This is a genomic window from Gemmatimonadaceae bacterium (assembly GCA_019752115.1).
Lineage (GTDB): Bacteria > Gemmatimonadota > Gemmatimonadetes > Gemmatimonadales > Gemmatimonadaceae > Gemmatimonas.
Map to the genome: position 1 here is coordinate 90,619 of JAIEMN010000007.1, position 22,462 is coordinate 113,080.

15 protein-coding genes are annotated in these 22,462 nt (G+C 66.3%); 12 read left to right on the forward strand and 3 right to left on the reverse strand.

Annotated elements, in window-relative coordinates:
* The first annotated feature begins 31 nt into the window (after positions 1–31).
* Genes murQ through K2R93_03745 form a run of 3 tightly spaced genes read left to right on the forward strand, consistent with a single transcriptional unit; the run spans position 32 to position 3,677 of the window.
* Positions 32–1,039, forward strand: coding sequence for an N-acetylmuramic acid 6-phosphate etherase (gene murQ, locus K2R93_03735; protein ID MBY0488932.1), 1,008 nt, complete (start codon positions 32–34; stop codon positions 1,037–1,039).
* Positions 1,036–2,202 (forward strand): anhydro-N-acetylmuramic acid kinase, encoded by a 1,167-nt coding sequence (locus K2R93_03740; GenBank protein ID MBY0488933.1) that lies wholly within the window; start codon positions 1,036–1,038, stop codon positions 2,200–2,202. Before murQ ends, K2R93_03740 begins: the two co-directional genes overlap by 4 nt.
* On the forward strand, positions 2,199–3,677 hold the full coding sequence (locus K2R93_03745; protein MBY0488934.1) for a hypothetical protein: 1,479 nt from the start codon (positions 2,199–2,201) through the stop codon (positions 3,675–3,677). The genes K2R93_03740 and K2R93_03745 overlap by 4 nt, the downstream gene beginning before the upstream one ends.
* A 176-nt stretch (positions 3,678–3,853) precedes the next feature.
* Here the strand turns inward: K2R93_03745 and K2R93_03750 are convergent, their stop codons facing one another.
* Complete coding sequence (locus K2R93_03750) at positions 3,854–5,128, reverse strand: Stp1/IreP family PP2C-type Ser/Thr phosphatase (protein ID MBY0488935.1); 1,275 nt, start codon at positions 5,126–5,128, stop codon at positions 3,854–3,856.
* 249 nt (positions 5,129–5,377) lie between these two features.
* Between K2R93_03750 and K2R93_03755 the strand changes: the two genes are divergently transcribed.
* The 5 genes from K2R93_03755 to K2R93_03775 all read left to right on the forward strand — a co-directional run bounded on the left by K2R93_03755 (position 5,378) and on the right by K2R93_03775 (position 14,621).
* Positions 5,378–7,270: an N-acetylmuramoyl-L-alanine amidase gene (locus tag K2R93_03755; GenBank protein ID MBY0488936.1), complete on the forward strand. Its 1,893-nt coding sequence runs from the start codon at positions 5,378–5,380 to the stop codon at positions 7,268–7,270.
* Positions 7,271–7,356: 86 nt separating this feature from the next.
* Complete coding sequence (locus K2R93_03760) at positions 7,357–10,359, forward strand: BamA/TamA family outer membrane protein (GenBank protein ID MBY0488937.1); 3,003 nt, start codon at positions 7,357–7,359, stop codon at positions 10,357–10,359.
* Between the two features lie 161 nt (positions 10,360–10,520).
* A complete protein-coding gene (locus K2R93_03765; GenBank protein MBY0488938.1) occupies positions 10,521–11,009 on the forward strand; it encodes a gamma carbonic anhydrase family protein in 489 nt (162 codons plus the stop codon).
* 636 nt (positions 11,010–11,645) lie between these two features.
* On the forward strand, positions 11,646–14,195 hold the full coding sequence (locus K2R93_03770) for a vitamin B12-dependent ribonucleotide reductase (GenBank protein ID MBY0488939.1): 2,550 nt from the start codon (positions 11,646–11,648) through the stop codon (positions 14,193–14,195).
* Between the two features lie 153 nt (positions 14,196–14,348).
* A complete protein-coding gene (locus K2R93_03775) occupies positions 14,349–14,621 on the forward strand; it encodes a helix-turn-helix domain-containing protein (protein MBY0488940.1) in 273 nt (90 codons plus the stop codon).
* A 152-nt stretch (positions 14,622–14,773) separates the two neighbouring features.
* On the opposite strand, the gene K2R93_03780 is transcribed toward K2R93_03775, so the two are convergent.
* Positions 14,774–16,264, reverse strand: a complete 1,491-nt coding sequence (locus K2R93_03780) for a hypothetical protein (GenBank protein ID MBY0488941.1) — start codon at positions 16,262–16,264, stop codon at positions 14,774–14,776.
* Complete coding sequence (locus K2R93_03785) at positions 16,264–17,838, reverse strand: DUF4365 domain-containing protein (GenBank protein ID MBY0488942.1); 1,575 nt, start codon at positions 17,836–17,838, stop codon at positions 16,264–16,266. Before K2R93_03785 ends, K2R93_03780 begins: the two co-directional genes overlap by 1 nt.
* A 308-nt stretch (positions 17,839–18,146) precedes the next feature.
* Between K2R93_03785 and K2R93_03790 the strand changes: the two genes are divergently transcribed.
* From K2R93_03790 to K2R93_03805, 4 genes are all read left to right on the forward strand, one after another.
* Positions 18,147–19,004: a hypothetical protein gene (locus K2R93_03790; protein ID MBY0488943.1), complete on the forward strand. Its 858-nt coding sequence runs from the start codon at positions 18,147–18,149 to the stop codon at positions 19,002–19,004.
* A gap of 90 nt (positions 19,005–19,094) precedes the next feature.
* Positions 19,095–20,096 (forward strand): nucleotidyl transferase AbiEii/AbiGii toxin family protein, encoded by a 1,002-nt coding sequence (locus tag K2R93_03795; GenBank protein ID MBY0488944.1) that lies wholly within the window; start codon positions 19,095–19,097, stop codon positions 20,094–20,096.
* Positions 20,097–20,177: 81 nt separating this feature from the next.
* Entirely contained in the window at positions 20,178–21,128 is a 951-nt protein-coding gene (locus K2R93_03800; protein MBY0488945.1) for a hypothetical protein, read from the forward strand.
* A gap of 864 nt (positions 21,129–21,992) precedes the next feature.
* A complete protein-coding gene (locus K2R93_03805; GenBank protein MBY0488946.1) occupies positions 21,993–22,421 on the forward strand; it encodes a transposase in 429 nt (142 codons plus the stop codon).
* Positions 22,422–22,462 lie beyond the last annotated feature (41 nt).

Here is a 22,462-nt window from a genome sequence, read left to right on the forward strand (position 1 = left end):
CCTGCCGGAGATGCGGACGATCCCAGCTGGCATGGTCCGGTGGCCCGATGCTCGGGCACCGATCGACAGGATCCGGTCCACGCCTCATACCCCGCGTTTGCTCATCGTGTCCCAGTCGCCCCTGCCACCGCTCGATCCGCGCGTCACTGAACGTCGCAATCCGCGCACCGCGGACATCGATCTCGCTGATCCGCTCGCGCTGGTCGATCTGATCAATGCCGAAGATCGCGCGGTGATGGATGCGGTCGCCTCGCAGCGCGAGGCGATTGCGACGGCGATCACGGCCATCGAAACGGCGTTCCGCGCCGGCCGCCGATTGCTGTATGTGGGCGCCGGCACGTCCGGGCGGCTTGGCGTGCTCGATGCGAGCGAATGCCCGCCCACCTTCGGGACCGATCCCGCGATGGTGGTGGGGATCATTGCCGGCGGCGACTACGCGCTGCGCAATCCCATCGAAGGCGCCGAGGATGATCCGGCGGAGGGCGCGCACGTCATGGATGCGCATCACGTCACCGCCGGTGATGTCGTGATCGGCATTGCGGCGAGTGGCACCACGCCCTACGTGCGCGGTGCCCTCGGGCGCGCTCGCGAACTGGGCGCGACGACGGGGCTCATCGCGTGCAGTCCGCCGCCGGCGGCGATGCAGGCGGTGGCCGATATCCTGATGCTCCCGGTGGTCGGCCCCGAAGTGCTGACGGGATCGACGCGCCTCAAGGCCGGTACGGCCACCAAGCTGGTGTGCAACATGCTCACGACCGGCGCGATGATCCGCATCGGCAAGAGCTATGGCAACCTGATGGTGGACCTCAAGGCCACCAACGTGAAGTTGCAGGATCGCGCCGAGCGCATTGTGTGCGAGGTGACGGCGCTGTCGCGTGAGGACGCGCGCGCGCTGCTCACGCGCGCGGATGGCCGCGTGAAGCGCGCGATCGTGATGCACGCGCTGCAGGTGGATGCCGCGACCGCCGATGCGGAACTGGCACGCGTGGGTGGCGTGATCCGCCGGTTGACCACCGCACCGCCACCGGTCGTTTCATGACCCTCGTGGTGGGGCTGATGTCGGGCACATCGCTCGATGGCATCAGTGCGGCAGTGGTGCATTTCGCCGACGGCGCCGACGGCCGACCGGTGGCCACGCTGCGTGCGTTCGTGCAGCGGTCGTACACGCCCGAGGCGCGCACGCGGCTCGAGGGCGCCATGCAGCAGGCCACGGCGCAGGCGTACTGCCGCCTGGGCGCCGATCTGGGGGACTGGTTGGCCGACGCGGCCCTCGAGGCGATGCGGGCGGCCGGTGTGGCGCCGCACGACGTGGCCGCAGTGGCCAGTCACGGCCAGACGCTCTGGCATGAGCCGTTGCACAGCACGTGGCAGATCGGCGATGCCGCGCGCATTGCCGAGCGCACCGGCTGCGCGGTGGTGCACGACTTCCGCTCGCGCGATGTGGCGGCCGGTGGGCAGGGGGCGCCGCTCGTGCCGATTGCCGATCGGTTGCTCTTTGCGCATGCGACCGAGTGGCGCGCGCTGCAGAACATCGGTGGCATTGGCAACGTGACCGTGGTGCCCCCGGTTGGGGTGGACGCGCCGGTGATGGCGTTCGACACCGGGCCGGGGGTGGTGATTACCGATGGCGTGGTGCGGCGGCTCTTTGATCAGACGTACGATGTGGACGGCGCGATCGCGGCACGCGGGCGCATCCTCGACGAGGCGATGCGCGCGTATCTCGATCTGCCGTTCCTGTTCGACGCGCCCCCCAAGAGCACAGGGCGCGAGCTCTTCACGCCGGCGTTCATCGACGGCTTCATTGCGCATTGCCGCACGCATGGCGCGAGCGATGCCGATATCGTGGCCACGAGTGTCGGCTACACCGCCGCCACGATTGCCGCGCAGTACCAGCAGTTCATCACGGCGCCGATCACCGAGGTGTTACTCTCCGGTGGCGGCGCGAAGCATCCGCTGCTGCCGCGCGCCCTCGAGGGCGCGTTTGCCTGGCATCAGGCGCGCAGCGGGCGTCCGGCCCCTCGGGTGGGCGCCTTCAGTGATGTCTATTTCGACGCCGAAGCCAAGGAGGCGGTGGCCTTCGCCTTGCTCGGCTATCGCAATCTCACCGGGCGCGCGGGGAATATCCCGAGCGCGACCGGTGCCCGAGGACCCCGCGTGCTGGGGTCACTCACTCCCGCGAATCCAGTTGAGTTGAAGTCATGAGCGAACAGTCGCGTCGCGACCTCGCGCAGTTGTTGATCCCCGTCATTCGCTGGAGCCCCGATCGGGGCTTCGCCGAGGTACGCCCGCTCATCGATGAGGCGCTCGCGCTGGGCGTGGGCGGTTTTCAGCTCATGGGCGGCGAGCAGGATGGCGTGCGCGCGCTCGCCAAGGAGCTGCAGCTCAAGTCGCGGCATCCGCTGCTGATCGCCGCCGAGCTGGAGCGCGGTGCCGGCCAGCAGTTTGCCGGCGCCACCGGGTTGCCCCCGGTCGCGGCCATCACGTCGCTGGGGGACATCGAGGCGCTGCGTCGCGCGGCGCGGCTCACCGCGCGCGAGGCGCGCACGATGGGCGTGAACTGGAACCTGGGGCCGGTGTGCGATCTCGATCTGCTCGACGAGAACCCGGTCGTCGGCACGCGCGCGCTGGGGAGTGATGCCCGCAAGGTCGCTCCGCTCGTGACGGCGTGGATCGAGTCGGTGCAGGCCGAGGGTGTGCTCGCGTGCGCGAAGCACTTCCCGGGGCTCGGACGCGCCACGGCCGACGCGCATCGCGAGCTGCCGATGATCGAGACGCCGGCCGACCAGCTGAAGGAGCTCGATCTGCATCCCTTCCGGTCGGCGATCAGCAGCGGGGTGGCGAGCGTGATGACGAGTCATGCCGCGTATCCGGCGCTCGATTCGAGCAAGGTGCCGGCGACGCTGTCGCGCGAGATGCTGCAGTGGTTGCTGCGACAGCAGCTCAAGTTCGACAACCTCATCGTGAGCGACGAACTCACCATGGCGGCCACGTGCGACGGTCGCACGGTCGCCGAGGCGGCGGTGCTCGCGCTGCGCGCCGGGTGCGACGTGCTGCTCGATCCCGGCGAACTGGGCCCCGCGCTCGATGCGCTCGAGAAGGCGCTCGATGACGGCACGCTCGATCCGGAGCGGGTGAAGCAGAGCGTGCGCCGCCGGCTCAAGTGGGCGCAGTGGGCGAGCCCGCCAAACGATTGGCGCCGGCCAAGTGGCGCCGATACCGCGTGGGGCGCGTTGCTGGCCGACAAGGTGCTGCGCATCGAACATGGCCCGATTCCGCCGATGGGCACCGTGACCGAAGTGGCGATCGTGGACGATGACGAAGAGGTCCACGAGCGTCGCGCCGATCGCACCGGCATCGTGGAAGCGATGCGGCTCGCCGGGAACGATGCGCGCATTGTGAGTGCGCCGACCACCGCGAGCGGCGGACTGTTTGTGATTGCGCTGTTCGCCGACTATCTGCCGAACAAGGGGCGCGTCACGCTGCAGCCGGCGACAGTGGAGGCGGTGCAGGCGCTTGCCGATCAGGCGCGGGCGCTGTCGCGCGAGGTCGTGCTCGTGGGGCTCGGTGACCCGCGCTTCGTGGCGCAGCTCGGGATGGCGGTGCCGACTGTGCTGGCGTGGAGTGGCGATCGGGTGATGCAGCAGGCGGCGGGGCGGGGATTGCTGCGGAAGCGGTGAGCTGATTTCCGGAGAACTGCGTATACGTGGGGCGCATTCGTGATGCGCATACGTCCAGCGCATACGAAAGGCGCATACTGACCGCGGTGGACCGCGATTGGTATGCGCCTGTTGTATGCGCCCCACGTATGCGCTGGACGTATGCGCGCTACGTATACGCTGTTACGTCTACGCCGTTACGCCCTCAGCTGCATCACGGCAAAGATGATCGCCGCCACCGCAACCAACCCCAGCACGAAGTAGATCGGCTTGGCCCGTTCCCGGCGCTCCTGGATCTCGGGCTCCGGGAGACCGAGGATCTGGGGTTCACCGTCGCCTGACAGGTCCTCTTCGGGCTCTGCGGCGGCCGCGGCGGCGGCGCGGGAGATCGCCTGCTGGCGCGCGGCTTCGAGCGCGTCCTCGCTCGGCTTGGGCGTGCCGAAGCGCGGCGTGGGGTCGCTCTTGATCGTGTTGGCGGGCGGGATCGGCGTCGGCAGGCGTGACGCGTCGTTCAGCGTCCCGGCGAGCGGGAAGACGCGATAGCCGAACTGGTCGCCGGCTTCGATATCGCTCAGCGCGGCCCCGTCGAAGCGGACGGCCACCACGGTGATGTTGTCCGGGCCGCCGCGCGCGTTGGCGCGGTCGATGAGATTGCGGCAGATCCCCGACACATCGCGTTCGGTTTGCGCGACGTAGGCGATCTCGTCGGCCTTCACCTGCCCCGACAGCCCATCGCTGCAGAGGATGAGGATGTCGCCCTTGCGCACCTGCTGGTGCGTGAGGTCCACCGTGACGTTCGGCTCCGGGCCGAGCGCCTGCAGGATGATGTTGCGGCGTTCCGAGCGCTCGGCTTCTTCGGGGGTGAGCTCACCGGCTTCGACCAGGCGCTGCATGAGCGACTGGTCCTTGGTGAGCATCTGCGCCTGACCTTCGCGCACGAGATAGGCGCGGCTGTCGCCGACCTGGACCACGTACAGATGATCGCCGTACAGGCCGGCGATCGTGGCGGTGGTCCCCATGCCGCGATGCTCCGGGTTTTCCCGGGCATGCGAGTGAATGCGGCTGTTGGCGGCGATGGTGGCGTCGCGCAGCGCCTCGGCGAACCGGGCGACGGTCGGATCGGCGGCCTGCCAGGCCTGGCGCAGCCCGGAGAGGACGAGCTCGGCGGCCATGCTGGAGGCGAGCTCACCCGAGGCGGCGCCGCCCATGCCGTCCGCGACCAGGAAAAGCGCCCCGTGGGCACCGGCACGGATGTCCACCGCGTCGGCGACAAAGTCGACGGCGGTACCGGACTCCAGATCCGCGACGAGGAAGGCGTCCTCGTTATGCTCCCGCGTCCGACCGACGTCGGTCAGGGCAAAAACGCGCGCGAGAACCGACGGCGCGGGATGGCCCTGGCTGGGTGTTGGTGGAGGTGATGCGGGAACGGTCACTGCGTCATGGATCGAGCCGGTGCGAAGACGGGGGACCATGGCCCCCCTACGGATGAACCTGCCGGAGGTTGCACTGGCAGCACCCCGCAGCGGAAGGGTCCAGCCGTCGTCGGCGAGAAACTTCCGCTACAGGACGGCGGAAAGATGGTCCACGTTTCGGCGGGAGGTCAATTTTCTGCCATGCGGATCTTCCTGCGGCTCCCGGCGCGCCCCCGTGTGCGCCCTCCCGTTGCCCGGTGTGTCAAAGCGGGCTCGGCCTCTGCGGTTTCCGGGCTTGCGGCCCGACTGATGGTCGCCGCGGCACTCGCGGCGTGCCGCGCCGCCGGTCCGGGGAGCGGTGCACCGGGCACGCCGACCCCGCGGCCGGCACCGATCATCCCGCGCCCGACGGGACCGGTCCCCCAGTTGGCGGGACTGCCGGCGATTCCGGAGGTACGCGGCGCACCGATCGTGCCCAAGGTCGAGTATCCGGACTCCAACCAGCTGATCACGAGCCGCGACTCCAACTTCGTGCTGGGGCGCGTGGGCTCGGGTGATGTGGCGCTCACGATCAACGGTTCGCCGGTCACGGTGGCGCCCAACGGCGCGTTCATCGCCTTCCTCGCCAACCCGCCGGCGTCGCAGCCGCAGTACACCCTGGTCGCGTCGCGCGGGGCCGATACCGTGCGGAAGGTGGTGCCGGTGCGCTATGCGCGCCGCACTGCGCTGCCGGCCACGGGGAAGCTGCACGTGGACTCGGCGTCACTGTCGCCGGTGCGCGGCTGGTGGGCGCGCGCGAATGATCTGGTGCGCGTCAGCGTGCGCGCGCCGCGCAATGCCACGGTGTGGCTCGTGTCGCGCGACAGTGTGAAGCGCCCGATGCTGGTGGGGCTTGGTACCGCGGTGGCGCGACCGCCCGAGGTGAGCGTGCCCGATACCGCCGACTACTCGGCGACGTTCGCTACGGAGATCGCCGCGCACGTGCTGGGCGACAGTGCAAAGCCGGCACGGGTGCTCGTGGCGCGCGGCGCCGATACGGTTCGCCTGGCGGTACCCTTTGTGCGCGCGCTGCACTCCGAATCGCGTCTGCTCGGCATGCTGCGCACAACGAGCACGATTGGGAGCGACACCGATCAGGTGGTGAACGCGCGCACCATTCCCGATGGGACCTACAAGTGGCTGCTGCTGCCGGGCACCGTGCTCGAAGTGGCGGGGCGTCAGCAGGGGTACACGCGCCTGGTGCTCGACGGCGCTGTCGATGCCTGGGTTGCCAATGGTGATGTGACGATTCTGCCCGACGGGGCCGCGATGCCGCGCCGCGTGACCGGCGGGCTGCGTGTCACACCGAGCAAGGAATGGGTGGACTTGTCGATCCCGATGGGGGACAAGCCGGCGCATCTCGTGGAAGCCGACGGACGCACGATGGTGCTCACGCTCTACGGCGTGCAGGCGAATCCCGAGATCTCGCCGATCATCGGCAACGACACGCTCATCCGGCGCATCGCGTGGGAGCAGGTGACGAGTGATCGGGTGCGGCTGATGCTGACACTGTCACAACCGGCGTATGGCTGGCTGTCGCTGTGGGATGAGGCCCGGCGCGCGTTCGTGCTGCGCGTGCGGCGCTTGCCGGTGATCAATGCGCAGCGGCCGCTGCAGGGGCTCACGATCGCGGTGGATCCCGGGCATCCGCCCGCCGGGGCGACGGGCCCCACGGGGCTCTATGAAGGGGACGCGGTGTTCCCGGTGGGGCAGAAGGTGGTGGAGAAGCTCACGGCGCGCGGGGCGATTGCGTTCAGCACGCGCCCGTCGCTCGCGCCGCTTGGCCTGACTGAACGCGGCGTGATTGCGCGGCGGCGCGACGCGCATGCGTTCGTGTCGATTCATCTGAACGCGTTGCCGGATGGCGTGAATCCGTTCACGGCCAACGGCACGAGCACGCTCTTCTTCCACAACGCGTCGGAGCCGCTGGCGCGCGTGCTGGAAGAGGAGTTGGTGAAGCGCTTCGGGCTGCGCGATCTGGGTGTGCACTATCAGAACCTCGCGGTGGCGCGGCCGAGCTGGTATCCGAGTGCGTTGACGGAGGGCTTGTTCGTGATGATGCCGGAGCAGGAGGCGGCGATGCGTGATCCAGGGTTCCAGGACAAGTACGCGGACGCGATCGTGGCGGGGTTGGAGCGGTACTTCCGAGGGTTGATGCGGTGATCTTCGCGCCAAGAACAGCAACAGCTCACACAGAGTTCACAGAGGTGAGGAGATCACAGGGAGTCTCTGTGCGCTCGTCTGTCGCCGTGCGCTCTGTGTGTGCTTTGCTGTTCGTCTTGCTAGGTGCCGGCTCGCTCGCTGCCCAGGTGGATCCGCGGGGGCCGATACGGACCATCACCACGCCGCACTTCCATGTGCACTTCGCGGCGCGGCTGGATTCGGTGGCGCGTGCGGCGGCGGTGTATGCCGAGGGCGCGTATGCGCAGCTGTCGGGAGAGCTGGTGGCGCCGCGGGGGCGCATTGATCTGCTGGTTGCGGACAATGTGGACTTCAGCAACGGCTACGCGCAGGTGTTTCCGACGCCGCGGGTGGTGATCTATGCGACGCCGCCGATCGCCGCGGCGGAGTTGCGCTATACGGGCGACTGGCTGCGCTCGGTGATCACGCACGAGCTCGCGCATGTCTTTCACCTTGATCGCGCGCGCGGCGTGTGGGCGCTTGGGCGGTGGGTGCTGGGGCGCAACCCGGTCCTCTTTCCGAACACCTTCACGCCGAGCTGGGTGAAGGAAGGGTTGGCGGTACACTACGAGTCCAAGTTCACGGGCTTCGGGCGGGACGTGAGTACCGAGTTCCCGTCGCTGCTGCGTGCCGCGGCGCGGGATTCACTGCTGATGCCATTGGGGCGGTGGTCGCTCAGTGCGACGCGCTATCCGCGGGGTAACGCCGCGTATCTCTACGGCGCCACCGTGATGGAACAAGCCGCGCGTTCGGCGCCGGCGGGGAAGGGGATGCGGCGATATGTGGACGCGACGGCGGCGATGCTGGTGCCGTACCTCCCGCAGTACAACGCCACGATCGGTTTCGGTCGCTCGTTCAATGCGATCTGGGCGGCGTATCGCGATTCGCTCACGCGCGCGCCGATCGACACCACGGCGGATCGCTTCACCTGGGTGAGTGCACACGGATACTTCGCGAACGGCCCGCGCTGGCTGAGTGCGGACTCGCTGGTGTACGCGGCGAGTGATGGGCGGCGGGTCACCGGGTTATATGCGGCGTCGGTGCGCGGGGGAGCGCCGCGGCGGCTTGGGTGGAAGACGTCGCTCGATACGTGGGCGGTGGGGCCGGATGGGCTGGTGGGGGCGCAGAACGACTTCTTGGATCCGTATACGGTGCGGGCGGACCTGTATTGGGACTGCTTGAAGGGCGGGAAGACTTACGGCGGGAAGACGAACGGCGGGAAGACGGACTGCGGGGGGGAGCGGCGGCTGACGACGGGTGCGCGCTTGGTGATGCCGGATGTGCGACGGGATGGAGAGATTGTGGCGATCCAGTTGGCGGCGGGGACCTCGTCGCTGGTGCGCGTGAGTCCGAATGGGCAGTCGGTGCGCGTGATCGCGGCGGGGGCGGGGCGCGAGATGTGGGCGGAGCCGCGGTGGCATCCGTCGGGTGCGTACCTCACGGCGGTGCAGCTGCTGGGGACGGGTGAGCAGCGGGTGATGGTGCTCGATACGCTCGGGCACATCTGGCAGGCGGTGGCGGGCGGGCGCGGCGTGTCTGCGTCGCCGTCGTTCACGCCCAAGGGCGACCGGTTGGTGTGGGCGAGTGATCGCAGCGGGCGCATGCAGCTCGAGACCGCGCCGCTGGGCGATCTCGAGATGCTCGACACGTTGCGCTGGCGTGAGGCGCGTGAGGAGGTACGGCAGGCGTCGCGCGTGAGCACGGCGGTGTACGAGCCCACGGTAAGCCCCGATGGCCGCTCGGTGGCGGTGCTGGTGCAGCGGGGCGACGGGCTGCATGCGGCGGTGCTGCCGCTCGATACGGCCGGGGCGATGGCCACGAATGCGTGGTATACGACGGAGCCGGTGGCGCTCCCAACGGTGGTCGATCCGCGCGCGATCGCCTCCCTCCCGGCCACGCGGTACTCGGCGCTCCGCATGCTGCTCCCGCGCTACTGGCTCCCCAGCGCGGGGCAGGGGCGTGACGGGCGCCCGACGACGGGGTTCATCACGAGTGGCGATGACATTCTCGGGCGGCACCTCTGGCAGGCGAGCGCGCTCATCCAACCGGAACGCCGCGAGGTGGATGGCTACGCGCTCTATCGCTTCGCCGGACTTGGCGTGCCGGTGTTCGATCTCTCGATGAGTCAGCAGTGGGATGCCACGTTTGGCGTGGTGAACACCGCGCGCCAGGTCATCGGGAGCATTGCGCGGCGGAAGCGCTTCGCGACGCTGTCGAGCACGGTGAGTGTGCCGCGCGTGCGCTGGGCCATGAGTGGCACCTTGGGCGCGCAGTACGAGTGGCGCGACTTCACCGCCACGGCGGACTCCCTGCTGGGGCCGGCCAATTCGCTGCTGCGCACGGGCACGCGCTATCCCACGCTCTTCGTCAACACCAACGTGAGCACCGCGCGGCGCGCGCTGCGCAGCGTGAGTGTGGAAGAGGGCGTCACGCTCTCCACGAGCAGTGCGTACCGGTGGCGGTTGGATGCGCCGGAGCTCGGGTCGTGGCGCCATGTCGCGTCGGCGCGCGCGTACGCCCCGCTGGACTTTGCCGGCTACGCGCGCCACGTGATCGCATTGCGCGCCGCCGCCGGCGTGACCGATGAGAAGACGGCGACCGAGTTCTCGGTGGGCGGAGTGAGTGGCCTCACGGGGGAAGTCTTTCCCGGTGTGAACGTGGGCGATCCGGCGCGGACCTTCAGCGTGCGCGGTGTTGCGCCGGCGGCGCAGCGTGGCATTCGCGCGCTCGCCGCGAGCGCCGAGTATCGCGCGCCTCTCACGCTCTTTTCGCGCGTGCCGAGCCCGCTGACGTTCTACAGCGACAAGCTGTCGCTGACGGTCTTCAGCGATGCCGGGCGCGCGTGGTGCCCGGGGGCATTTGCGCGACAGGCCACGAGTGTGGGCATCTGCGAACGCCCGGGTGTGCGCGACGGCTGGATCGCGTCGGCGGGGGCGGAGCTGGTGCTCGATGCCGCGCTCGCGTACGACGTGCCCTATCGCTTCCGACTGGGCGTGGCGGCGCCGTATGCCGCGCCGACGGGGGTGGCGCGGAAGGGGGCGGTGTACTTCACGTTGGGTGGGTACTTCTGAGTGAGCGAATCTTTTTCCTGCGAGAGTTCAGAGGGCAGAATTTCAGGGAGTGGGCGTCAGGACGGCGGCGGTGCGTGCTGTCGGTCGCGGTCCTGAGCGCTCCCTCCTGACGTTCTTCACGTTGAGCTCTCAGGGGTTCTCCAACCGAAGCGCACCGAAGCATGTCGAAGCCCTTTATTCACTCTGCCGCCACCGTGGTCGGTGACGTCCATCTCGCCGACGACACGAGCGTCTGGCCCAGCGCCGTCATTCGCGGCGATACCGAGCGCATCACGATCGGCGCGCGCAGCAATGTGCAGGATGGCGCGGTGATTCACGCGGACCCGGGGGTGCCGACGACGATCGGCGCCGACTGCGTCATCGGCCATCGGGCGATCGTGCACGGCACCACCCTCGAGGACGGCGTGCTGGTGGGGATGGGCGCGATTCTGCTCAACCGGGTGCACGTGGGCACGGGGAGCGTGATTGCGGCCGGTGCGGTCGTGCTCGAGGGCACCGTGGTGCCGCCGGGGAGCCTGGTGGTGGGCGTGCCGGGGAAGGTGGTGCGTGCGGTGTCGGCGGAGCAGCAGGCCGGGATTCGGGAGAATGCGGCGCGGTACGTGGATCTCGCGCGGCGGCATTCGGGGGGGGAGTTTTTGGAGGTGCGGTGAGGGCGGATGGGGTGGTGTAGAGGCGTATACGTGGAGCGTATACGATAGGCGTATACATGGGGCGCATACGTGGAGCGGAACCGCGGTTGCGCTCATGTATACGCGGCATGTATACGCCCCATCTGTACGCTCCTCGTATACGCTGTTCGCGGTCCCGTTCGCGCCTCCAAGCAAACCCGCCCCTCACTCCGCGAGTGCAGGCAAGCGGTCCCATCCGCAGGCCCGTGTGCGTTATCCACGGACATTCTGACGTCTGGCGCGGTGCTGCTGGGGTGCTGCTCGTAACAGCTTTCGGAACGTCGCGTGAAACTGTTGCGGTGCAATGACTTCCAATCGTCCCGGAACACTGTCGCGACCGTAGCCGTTCACATTTATTCGGGCGGTCTGGACTGAAGCCCCGGCGAATATCTCACAAGCTTGTGGTCGGTGGAGAACTCCACGCGCGTCGCACGAACGTGATCAGTCTCACGCAAGTGCATGCCGGTCAATGTCTTGCAGCGAGACTTGCGCGGACTCACGGACGGTGCGAGCATACCCGCCCGCTCGGCCCCCCTCCAGAGTCCCCGGGGACGCACCCGGGACCATGCCTGAGCGCCCGATTTCCGCCCCACGCCATACCCATTAGGAGCCCCACGAATGCCCTTCTCCGCCACGCCGCCGGAAGGTTTGGTCACGCTGTCCCAGAATGCCCGCACCGTCCTCGATAAGCGCTACCTGGTCAAGGACAAGTCGGGCAAGTCGACGGAAAAGCCCGAAGACATGTTCTGGCGCGTTGCCACGGTCGTGGCCGAGGCCGATCGTCGCTACGGGGCGAGCGATGGCGCGGTCCAGGCCCTCGCCGAGGAGTTCTACTTCCTCATGACGCAGCGCCGGTTCGAGCCGAACTCGCCGACGCTGATGAACGCCGGCCGCCCGCTCGGGCAGCTCTCGGCCTGCTTTGTGTTGCCGGTCGATGACGCGCTCAGCAATGGCCAGAGCGGCATCTATGATACGCTCCGCTCCATGGCGCTCATTCATCAGAGCGGCGGCGGCACGGGCTTCTCGTTCTCGCGTCTGCGTTCGCGCGGGAGCATGGTGCGCTCGACCACTGGCGTGGCGTCGGGCCCCGTGTCGTTCATGCAGCTGTACGACAGCTCCACGGATGCGGTGAAGCAGGGCGGCACCCGTCGTGGCGCGAACATGGGCATCCTGCGCGTCGACCATCCCGACGTGATGGAGTTCATCGCGTGCAAGGAAGACCTCACCAAGATCACGAACTTCAACATCTCGGTGGGCATCACGACCAAGTTCATGGAGGCCGTGAAGGCCGACGCGAACTACGACCTCATCGACCCGGTGTCGAAGGCCGTGACCGGTCAGCTCCGCGCGCGTGAAGTGTGGGACAAGATGATCCTGGGCGCGTGGCGCACGGGTGAGCCGGGCGTGTTCTTCATCGACGAAGCGAACCGCTACAACCCGGTGCCGCACCTCGGTGACTACGAGGCCACGAATCCGTGTGGTGAGCAGCCGCTGCTCCCGTACGACGTGTGCAACCTCGGTTCGGTGAACGTGGGCTACTACGTCACGAACGGCACGGTGGACTGGGATGCGATGCGCCGCGATATCGCGCTGAGCACGCACTTCCTCGACAACATCATCGACGTCAACAAGTACCCGCTCCCCGAGATCGACGCGCTCTCCAAGCGCATCCGTCGTATCGGCCTGGGCGTGATGGGCTTTGCCGACATGCTCGTGCGTCTCGGCATCCCGTACGACAGCCCGGAAGGCGTGGAGATGGGCCGCAAGGTCATGGAGTTCCTCGACGTCGAAGGCAAGAAGGAATCGGAGCGCCTCGCCAAGGAGCGCGGCGCGTTCCCCGAGTGGGCGCGTTCCATCTGGGGCCCGGACGAGACCTGCGCGCGTGACGCGAACGGCGAGCGTATCCGCCCGATGCAGCTGCTCCGCAACTGCAACGTCACCACGGTCGCGCCCACGGGCACCATCTCCATCATCGCCGGCTGCTCGTCGGGTCTCGAGCCGCTCTTCGCGGTGGCGTTCATGCGCAACCAGGCCGGCGTCATGATGCCGGACGTGAACGAAGACTTCGTGGCGATCGCGAAGGCTGAAGGCTGGTACAGCGACGAGCTCATGGAGCGCATCGCCAAGACCGGCGTCGTGACGCACAACGAAGTGCCGGCCAAGTGGCAGAAGGTGTTCAACACGGCGAACAACATCTCGCCGGAATACCACATCAAGATGCAGGCGGCGTTCCAGCAGCACTGCGACTCGGCCATCTCCAAGACGACGAACTTCTCGCACGCGGCGACGGTCGAGGATGTGCGCGCGATCTACGAGTACGCCTACGACATGAAGTGCAAGGGCGTCACGGTGTACCGCGACGGTTCGCGCGACGGCCAGGTGCTCAGCACCGGTGCCACCGCCGATGCCGCGGCCAAGCGTGATGGTGACAAGGCCGACAAGGCCGAGATCACCGCGCTCAAGCGCGAGATGGGCGAGCTGCAGGGCACGCTGGCCGAGCTCACGAACGAGCTCGATCGCACCAAGAAGTCGCTGTTCAGCGCCGAGGCGGAGAACGCGAGCCGTCGTGGCAAGCGCGCCCGTCCGGACGTGATGCGCGGCACGACCATCCGCAAGGAAACGCCGCTCGGCGTGATGTTCGTGAACATCACCGAAGACGAGAAGGGGCAGCCGTTCGAGGTGTTCCTCAACCTCGGCAAGGCGGGTGGCTCGGCGATGGCCGACGCCGAAGCGATCGGCCGCCTGATCTCGCTGGCGCTGCGCTCGGGGATCTCGCTCCAGGAAATCCATCGCCAGCTGCGCGGCATCTCGTCGGATCGCGCGGTGGGCCTTGGCCCGAACAAGGTGCTCTCGCTCCCCGACGCGGTGGGTATTGCGCTCGAGCAGTGGTGGCGGGAAAAGCAGGGCGTGCAGCAGGACCTGCTCAACGGCGGTTCGACGGCCGTGGGTCAGGGCCCGGTGAACTCCCTCAGCGCGCCGGTGCCGACGCCGGCCGCGGGTGTGCCAATCACGCGCCCGCCGATGGGCGAGCAGGCGCAGCCGGCGATCGAGTTCGGCTCGGTGGGCGGTGAAGTGTTCATGGGCACCTGCCCGGACTGCGGGTCACAGCTGGAGTTCGCCGAAGGCTGCGTGAAGTGCCATGTGTGTGGCTTCAGCGAGTGCGGCTGAGTCGCCCATAGCCCTAGCGCGGAATCACAACTGTCGCTTCCGTGGAACCGTAATTGTCGTTTTCGCGGAATCATAACTGTCGTCGAGTCTAACTAACGACAAATCAACGGGATGCGAGCTTCCGGCCCGCATCCCGTTGGCTCTTTGAGGCTCATGTTCGCAGCTGAAGGAGACGGCGAGAGGGGAGCAGAAGGCGCTGGGTGGACCGATGCAGATCGGCAGTTGCTCGCGCGTTTCGGCTCGAACGTCCGGCGGCATCGAAAGGAGCAGGGGCGATCCATCGCAGCGCTGGCAAATGAAGCCGGCCTAGACGCTTCCTATCTGGGAGAATTGGAGCGCGGAAGAAAAAACGTCTCCTTGCTGACCGCTGCTCGGATAAGTCTCGCTCTCGATATTCTGGTTCAGGCGCTCCTAGAGGAGCGCTGACTTCGATGGTCACAACACTGAACTCGGACAGCCTTCACTCCACGGGAGAAACGGACCGTCAAAGAATAGTCGAACGGTATCTCAACGATCCGTTGGCTCGTGGGCGAACAAGCTGGATGGCGCAGCGCGCGCCTCGCCTGAACGCCGGATCGCTACATGTAAAACGCGTACTGATGGCCGACGAGGTCGTCGTCGCCGAGGTGCTTGAGAATTTTCCCGACGCGTCGAGCCGCCTCGATGGTGATGGGGGTACCGCCGTCGAACTGCGTGACGTTCCAATTGAGCTTGCTGAGACCCAGCATCTCGCGCGCGATGTGCTTCGGTGTGCTCTCTACGCGGTCGCATCGGAATAAGAGTGGACGCGGTACGTAGCTCCCGGGGTAAGTCTCGAAGAAGTTGACGCTTCCACGCGTGTAGAGGAGATGGTCGCGTGCGTCCAAGTGCAGGTACGTTCCGCGGAGCGGCGGATAGTTCCCGTAGCGAAAGAGCCGGGTGGTCGGGCGTCGCCCGATGCTCACGCAGTCCACGACTTCGATGTTCGCCCGCGTCGCCGCCGCGTCGAACCCTTCCAGTTCGGCGAGGCTGTGCGGCGAACTTTTGTGTACGACTACGCGCGCCGGCGCGTTTTTGTGCACGTCCCGGTACCGTGCCAAGGCGCGCATGAGCAGCGCCTCTGAATCTAGGGCCGTCAGGTGGGGCACGCGATCATCCTTCGACATCTGGATCGGTCCGCCGCGCACGACGACTCCGTCGCCTCGCTCATCGAACACCTGAGCCATGCTCGTCAAGATCGCGCGGCGATCCAGCGACTCGTAGAAGCTGATCCCTACGTGACACGTCGTAAACTGTCGCGGATCTCGCGGGATTCGCCAAGGCCGTCCGCCAGCCTTGTAGTAGAGCGCTGTATGAAAATTCCACGCGCGCGTCGCCTCGTCTTGCACCGAGCGAGTTTCGTTCTCCCGGATCTTGAGTTTGCGGCCGAGCGTCGGATTCAGGCTCGAGGGCAGGATGAGCTGAATCGGCGTGTTCAGGCGGGCCACGCCCATCGCCTTCGCCTTCAGCAAATCCCGGAAGTTGAGCGCGAGCAGGTCGCGCTCGTCGGCATCGTCGCGGATGGCCTCCGCGTCGTCGTTTTCGGCGCTGGGTGTTCGCGTGTCGCGCAACGCGGGATCCATGAGCTCCGCAATGCGCATGGGCACCACGCAGACGACGACGTCCACGCGGTGGTCGTGGCTGAGGACCCGACACTCTTGCAAGAACAGGTCCACCGCGCCCTGAATTGCTTCGTTCGCCGATCCCTGTCGCAGGGCGTCGAAGAAACGATCCGCAATCGTGCGCGTGGTTTCGTCGGACAAGACGAGCGTCGATCCGAAAGCCACGTCCTCGGCAAATCCGGGGAATCGCGGAAACAAGTTTCGCTGACGGCTTTCGCGCGCGCCGATTTCGGCACGACACCGTTCCAGCCACTCGCGCAACATCTCGGTGCCCGCGGGGGTGCCGACGACGCCCACCTTGATGCGGCGAGGCGCGAGCTCGCTGGTGATGTCGAGCGGGCCATATTGCATGAGCCCGAAGCGAATGTCTATGTGCGACATGCCACCGCCGAACTCCAGCGCGGGCTCGGGCAGAAAGTCGAGCTGCATCAGGACGACCGTCCCCGACGCTTTGGTGCCCGGATCCCGTCGCGGTCGTGCCACGTGAGGGGGCCGGCCGACGCGGCCGGTGCGCTCTCCGGACGGGTCTCATCCGCGATCCCCACGTCGCGTGTGCTGGGCATTTGCACTACATCGTCGAGCGCGTGTGGGCGTTTCGGCAGCGGGGCGTCATCGGCGTAGGGCGACGGCTCGGTCGAGAACAGCGGGAGGTTCGTCCAGGCGTTGTCCGCTGCGCGGAGTTCGTGCTCGTCTTCTTTTCCTAACCACTCGTTCTCGTCAATGCCTGCCTCCAGCGTGAACTCCGCGAGCCTCCCAAACTCCAGGTAGGGGTAGTCAGGTTGGGCAAACAGATCGCTGCCCGTCGGGGAGAGCAGATCGGCCCACATCACCACTTGCCCCAGGACGGTGCCGTTGCGCTCGAGCGCCTTAATGCCAGCGCGCTTCGAAGCTTGAAACCGGAGCGCCCGCCAGCCGTCGTGGGTGAAATGATAGTCGGGTACGATCTCGAGGTACCACGCGCCGTCGTACCGCATGAAGCGCCCGGTGAAAGCATTGTGCCGATACCAGTCGCGCACCACGTCGCCTCTTGCCTTACCGTAGCGATTGAACACCACGCGCGAACTGGCGTGCTTGAGGCTGCGATACGCAATTGCGCGTGGCGTGAGGTCGGGCGTCGCCTCAAAGAAGTGGTAGCGCATCTCCCGCTCGTAGCGCACGCCAAGCGGTCGCAAGCGCGTGCTCAGGCAGCGCCCGAGCAGGTGAATGAAGTCGTGCAGGTCGTCGGCCCGGGCGACGTCGTCGAGCGCCCCCCATTCCGCGCCGTCGTGCCGCTCGACTGTCCCCAGATCGACCACAGTCCGCCAGCCACGTTGCGACAGGTCGTGGACCGAGAACATGCGTCCCTTTCGAAGCACCCACTCGATGTCCCGCACGCCGGCCTCACGGAGCAGGCCCCCAAGCACCCGCGGGTCGCTGTTGACCGCTGTCGCTGTGTAGACGTAGCGAGGCAAGCGACGGACGCGCAGCAGATTGGAGAAGATCGGCTCCAGCCGGGGAAGCGGCGCCGAGTAATAGCCGCCGTCTCGCGGTACGCCGAGCTCCATTAGCGCCGCTTTTGCTGAGTGGTCGAAGCGCTGACGCGCCTTGTCGAACACAATCTTGCGTTGCTTTCGGCGGAGTGGATCGCGGAAGTAGTCCCGCACCGATACCCAGTAGGCTTCATCGTCCTGCGGTCGAGAAACGACCAAGACCACCGGGTGACTTCCACCCAACCAATACACGAGATCGCGCTCGCGACACACGAACTCGAAGGAGGTCGCGGTCTCCTCCGCCCACGGCTGCGCAGTCGCCTTGCTCTGTACCGGCAGAATGAGGTTGAGGGCAGCCCCAGTGTTCGTATCCCTGAGTTCCACGAACCCGTCGATGCCTGCATCAAGGGAGGCGTTCCCCGGGTGCCACGCGTAGCCCATGTCCGTTACGCGGGTCGCGACCAAGTTAACGCCCTGCTGACCAATGAAGGCCTCGTCGCGGAGCGTTTTCGGTTTGCTACTAGGAATCATCATAGTTCGCGGCCGATGAGACCCGTCTAGCACTCTGCGCAAACGGGAGGGCAGCACTACCGTAATATGGTCGACCACCGGCGAGAGCCGAAGGTTTTGCGAAGATCGGGCACGCTCGGCGACCCTCGCAATCGCGCCCTACCGGAAGCATTCACTCCTGCACGCAGCGGGTGTTTTGGAAAGCCTCCTGTGATAGAAGTTATTTAATTGCAACTGTTTACGAGAGTTTTTTAGATCCTGCGGAGCTATAATGTCAAATAAATGGCGGCATTTACTTGACATTATAGGGCTGAGCGCGATACTCTTGAGCTATGAATCGAGCACGGGAGCAATCGGTCGCGCACGCCGTCGCTGAGCGTGTCGCGTCAGGCGGCAGTGAACGGTACTGGAGCCTTCAGGACTTCAGCGATCTGGACGCTGACGGCGCCGTCGCGGCCGCGCTCTCGCGCCTCGCGCGCCGGGGAGCACTCCAACGCGTCCGGCGAGGCGTCTACTTTGCCGGCCGGATGACCAGTTTCGGGGCAAGCCGGCCGGACCCGACGCTGGCTGTCGCGGCGGCACTCCGCCACCGCGGTGTCGAAGCCGTTCCGAGTGGCCTTGCTGAGTTCAATCGGCTCGGACTGACAACACAAATGAGCGCCGCCATCACGCTGGCAGCGCCCAAGCGCGTCCGTACGAAGGCGTATCGCGGTATTGCCGTCCACGTCGTGTCCCGGCCTCTCGCCGCACAGGCGGGGATCACGTCTCCGGAGCGGGGGGCCTTGGATGCGCTGCGGCGACTGCGGCGTGTGCCGGACACCACGCCAGCGGCAATCGTGGGTCGGCTGAAACTCCTGCTCTCCAGCGGACGGCTGAATGTGACCAGGCTGACGCAGTTCGCCGCCGCAGAGCCTCCGCGCGTTCGCGCCCTGCTTGGTGCAATTTGCGAGGAGGTCCTTCGCGCTCGACCGACCGGAACGCGTACCGACGCGGGTCGGCCTAAGGAGGCCGTGGATGGCTCATCTGGGTCCACAACGGGGGAGATCCGACGCGCGCTCGACGAGCTCCGCGATGGGCTCCATCCGCTCACCACGTACGACGTGCCGGAGGACCTTGGGCTTCGTCACGCACGTACGTGGCGCCTCCGGGGCAGAAAGGAGCAGGCGGGCAAGCCTGCGTTGGACCGTTAAGCGAGAAAGACTGCCGGATCAGTGCGCTGGGGGGCAGCCGGACCCCACCGTTCATTGCGGCCGGCACCCCACCCCGTCGCCACTGCACGCATGCGCTTCGCCGACCACCGCGACTTTAGCGAACTCGTCAATCTGACTGCCGACGCCCGTGCACTCTTGCCCGCGTTGGTTGAGAAGGACTACTGGGTTACGCGCGTGTTGGAGGCCATCGCGCCGTGCGAAGCGGCAACGCATTGCGTCGTCTTCAAGGGCGGCACCAGTCTCTCGAAAGCATGGAACGTCATTCGCCGGTTCTCGGAAGACGTCGATCTGTTGATCACGGGCCCTAACTTCGGCGAGCCGCCGACGAGCGATGGTGTCCGCAAGCGCGTGTTCCAGTCGCTGCACCAAAAGATCACCGACATGACCGGGATGGTGCTGCCAGAGAAGAGCACGTTGGGCAGCCGAGAGGAGCGAGAGTGGTATCGCAGGCGGAGTCAATACTACATGAATGTGCGCTATCCAGTGCCCGGTCGTCCGCACCAAGCGCTCGGCCCGGCGGAGGACGTCGTTCTCGTCGAACTAGGATACCGCGGCGGGACGCACCCGCACGTACAACGGACGGTTCGCTCCATGTGCGCGGAGTACCTGGATGAGGTGCGGGGCAGCGCGCTCGACGCATTTGCCGAATGCGAGGCTGATCTGGCGCCCCTATCGCTCGAGGTGCTTCACCCCCATCGCACCCTCGTTGAGAAAATCTTGGCGCTGAGCGCCGGCGCTGTGGGTAACATCCCGCTTCGTCCACGTCACTATTACGACGTAGTCATGGTCTTCGAATCGGTACCCGAAGCTAAGGACTTCGTCGCCTCCGAAGACTTCACGAAATTGGTGCGTGAGGCCGCGGAGCTGAGCAACGCCTACTATGGGGGCAACTTCGACGTGACGCGTCTGGGTCTCAAGACCTGCTCGGCTTTCGCGCCCACAGCGGACCAACGTCGGGAATTTGCGGCTCTGCACCAAAGCGAGCGTCAGATGTACTTCGGCGACTCGCAGCCCTCTTTCGACGATCTCTTGGCGCGCCTCGAACCGCTCCGCGATTTGCTGCCGGACTAATTGCGCGAACTTCACCGAGGCGATGTCGGGGCCGGGCACCCGGCCTTGCGGTTCTTTACTCGACACAGCACGGTACGAACTATGGATCTGCTTTCGAACGCCGTCGATGCCATTCAGGTTGGCGTCGAGGATTACCACACCGGTACGCGGCCGCGATTGCTGGCCGCCGTGCGCAGCATCCACGCGGGCATCCTCCTCCTGCTCAAGCAGGCCATCCTGACCAAGGTGCCCGGTCCCGCTGGAGAGACTCTCATTCGGGCGAGCATCGAACCGCAGCTCGACGAGTCCGGGCAGGTCGTCTACCGCGGGAAGGGCAAGCGCACCATCGACACGCAGCAAATCCGTCAGCGCTGCACGGCCGTCGGCATTCATCTCGACTGGGACGCGTTACACCGGATCGGGGACGTGCGAAATGACGTGGAGCATTACAGCTCCCAGTTGTCTGTGGAAGCTATCGCCGATGTGATTACGTCGGCAATGGTGTTGGTGCGGCGAATCGCCGAAGTGCATTTGAACAGGGCGCCGCGCGATCTCGTCGGCGTCGATACTTGGGAGGCAATGTTGAACGTCGCCGCCGTGCACGCCATCGAGCGGCAGGCCTGCGACGACGCATTGGCAAGCATCGCCTGGGAGTCCGACACGTTGGCGAACGGCATCGTCAAAGTGAGATGCGACGCCTGCGCCTCGGACTTGCTGCGGCCAACAGAGGAGTCGAGGTCGTTCGACGACATCGTGCTGTCGTGCCGCGCCTGCGGTGCGACACACGATGCGGACACCGTCATCCCCGAGGCCCTCGCGCGTGAGCTGGCGTGGGACGAGTACCTCGCCGCCACCGATGGGGGCGAAAATCCGGTCGGTGATTGCCCGGACTGCGCGACCAACGCGTACATCGACTTCGAGAACCGGTGTGCGCGCTGTGGTAGCTCGGTGAACCGTACGTGTGCACGATGCAATTCCTACATTCCGCTGTCGGAGCTCCTTTCGGCCCCGTACTGCGGGTACTGCGAGCACGTGATGTCGAAGGACGACTAGGCCCGCGCGCCGTTTGGGGTGTGCGGGCATGCCTGTGACGGCGAAATGCTCCACCGATAGCGACGGTGCGGATGTCGCCGTGGCGAAGGCTGCGTAAAGATCACCAAACTACGTTCGCCACGAACGCCTTCGTCCAAGGAGAAATCATCATCGAATCTGACTCCAAGAATCGGGTTCCGCGGTGCCAGCAGTAGGGAGGTGACGCGAGTGGGGCGCTCACCGAACCGTTTCTTCTCCGTGGTGTCGCACGCGGTTTGGCGTGTTCAGCCGGGTGCCCTTCACCGAATTCACCAACGAAGGCTCCTCACGCCGTTTCGTTCGGCGTGACTCGGTTTTCTTGGGCCGGATACGGAAATGCCGCGACTTCCAGTCGCGGAAGGTGCGGCCAATCATATCCGATGCACATCGTTGACGCGAACCTGTCGGTGAAGAGTAAACCCGAAACCGAGGAGAATCTGTGGCAGTATTATTGGTGACGTACGATCTCAACAGTCCCGGGCAGGCTTACACGAATTTGTTGGGTTACATCAAGACGTTCTCGTGGGCGAAGCTCTCCGAGTCGTCTTACGCGATTCGCACCAATGAATCACCGACCGTCGTGCGAGATCGCATCAGACAGATCACCGACACGAACGATAACGTGTACGTGATCACCTTAAGGCAGCCGTATTCTGGATGGGGGCCGAAAGAGGTGAACGACTGGCTTGACAACAACCTCACATAAACGGTCCGCCGTTAGGGCCTACGATGTTCGAGCCGGGCCCCCCATGACGTGACGTGACCTCCGAAATCTGATCCACGCTGCATGTTAGTCCCAGCCGAGGGGGACGCATGTGGAAGAGTCGGTTTACGGAGGCCCAGATCGTGGCGGTGCTGCACGAGTGGGACGCGGGGGCGAAGACGTCGGACCTGGTGCGCCGCCACGGCGTCACCGAGCAGACGCTGTATCGCCGGAAGAAGAAGTACGGCGGGATGCAGGTCGCGGAGGCGAAGCGGCTCAAGGCGCTCGAGGAGGAGAATCGGCAGCTCAAGCGGCTGGTGGCCGACCAAGCACTGAATCTTCAGGTCGTGAAGGACCTGCTGGGGAAAAAGGTGGCGACGCCCGAGCAGCGGCGGAGGGTCGTCGAGCACGCGATGAAATCCGCCGGCCTCTCCGAGCGCCAAGCGTGCCGCTACACCGGCTTCGCGTGGTCGTCGCAGCGCTATCAGTCACGCAAGGACGCGCCGCAAACGCGAAAGGCTCCGGCGGAGGGCGGCCCACGCGGGTCTATATCTGCGACACAACGCCGCTAGCACTGCCTCAGCAGCATGTGGGCTTGCAGCTAACCAGCCGA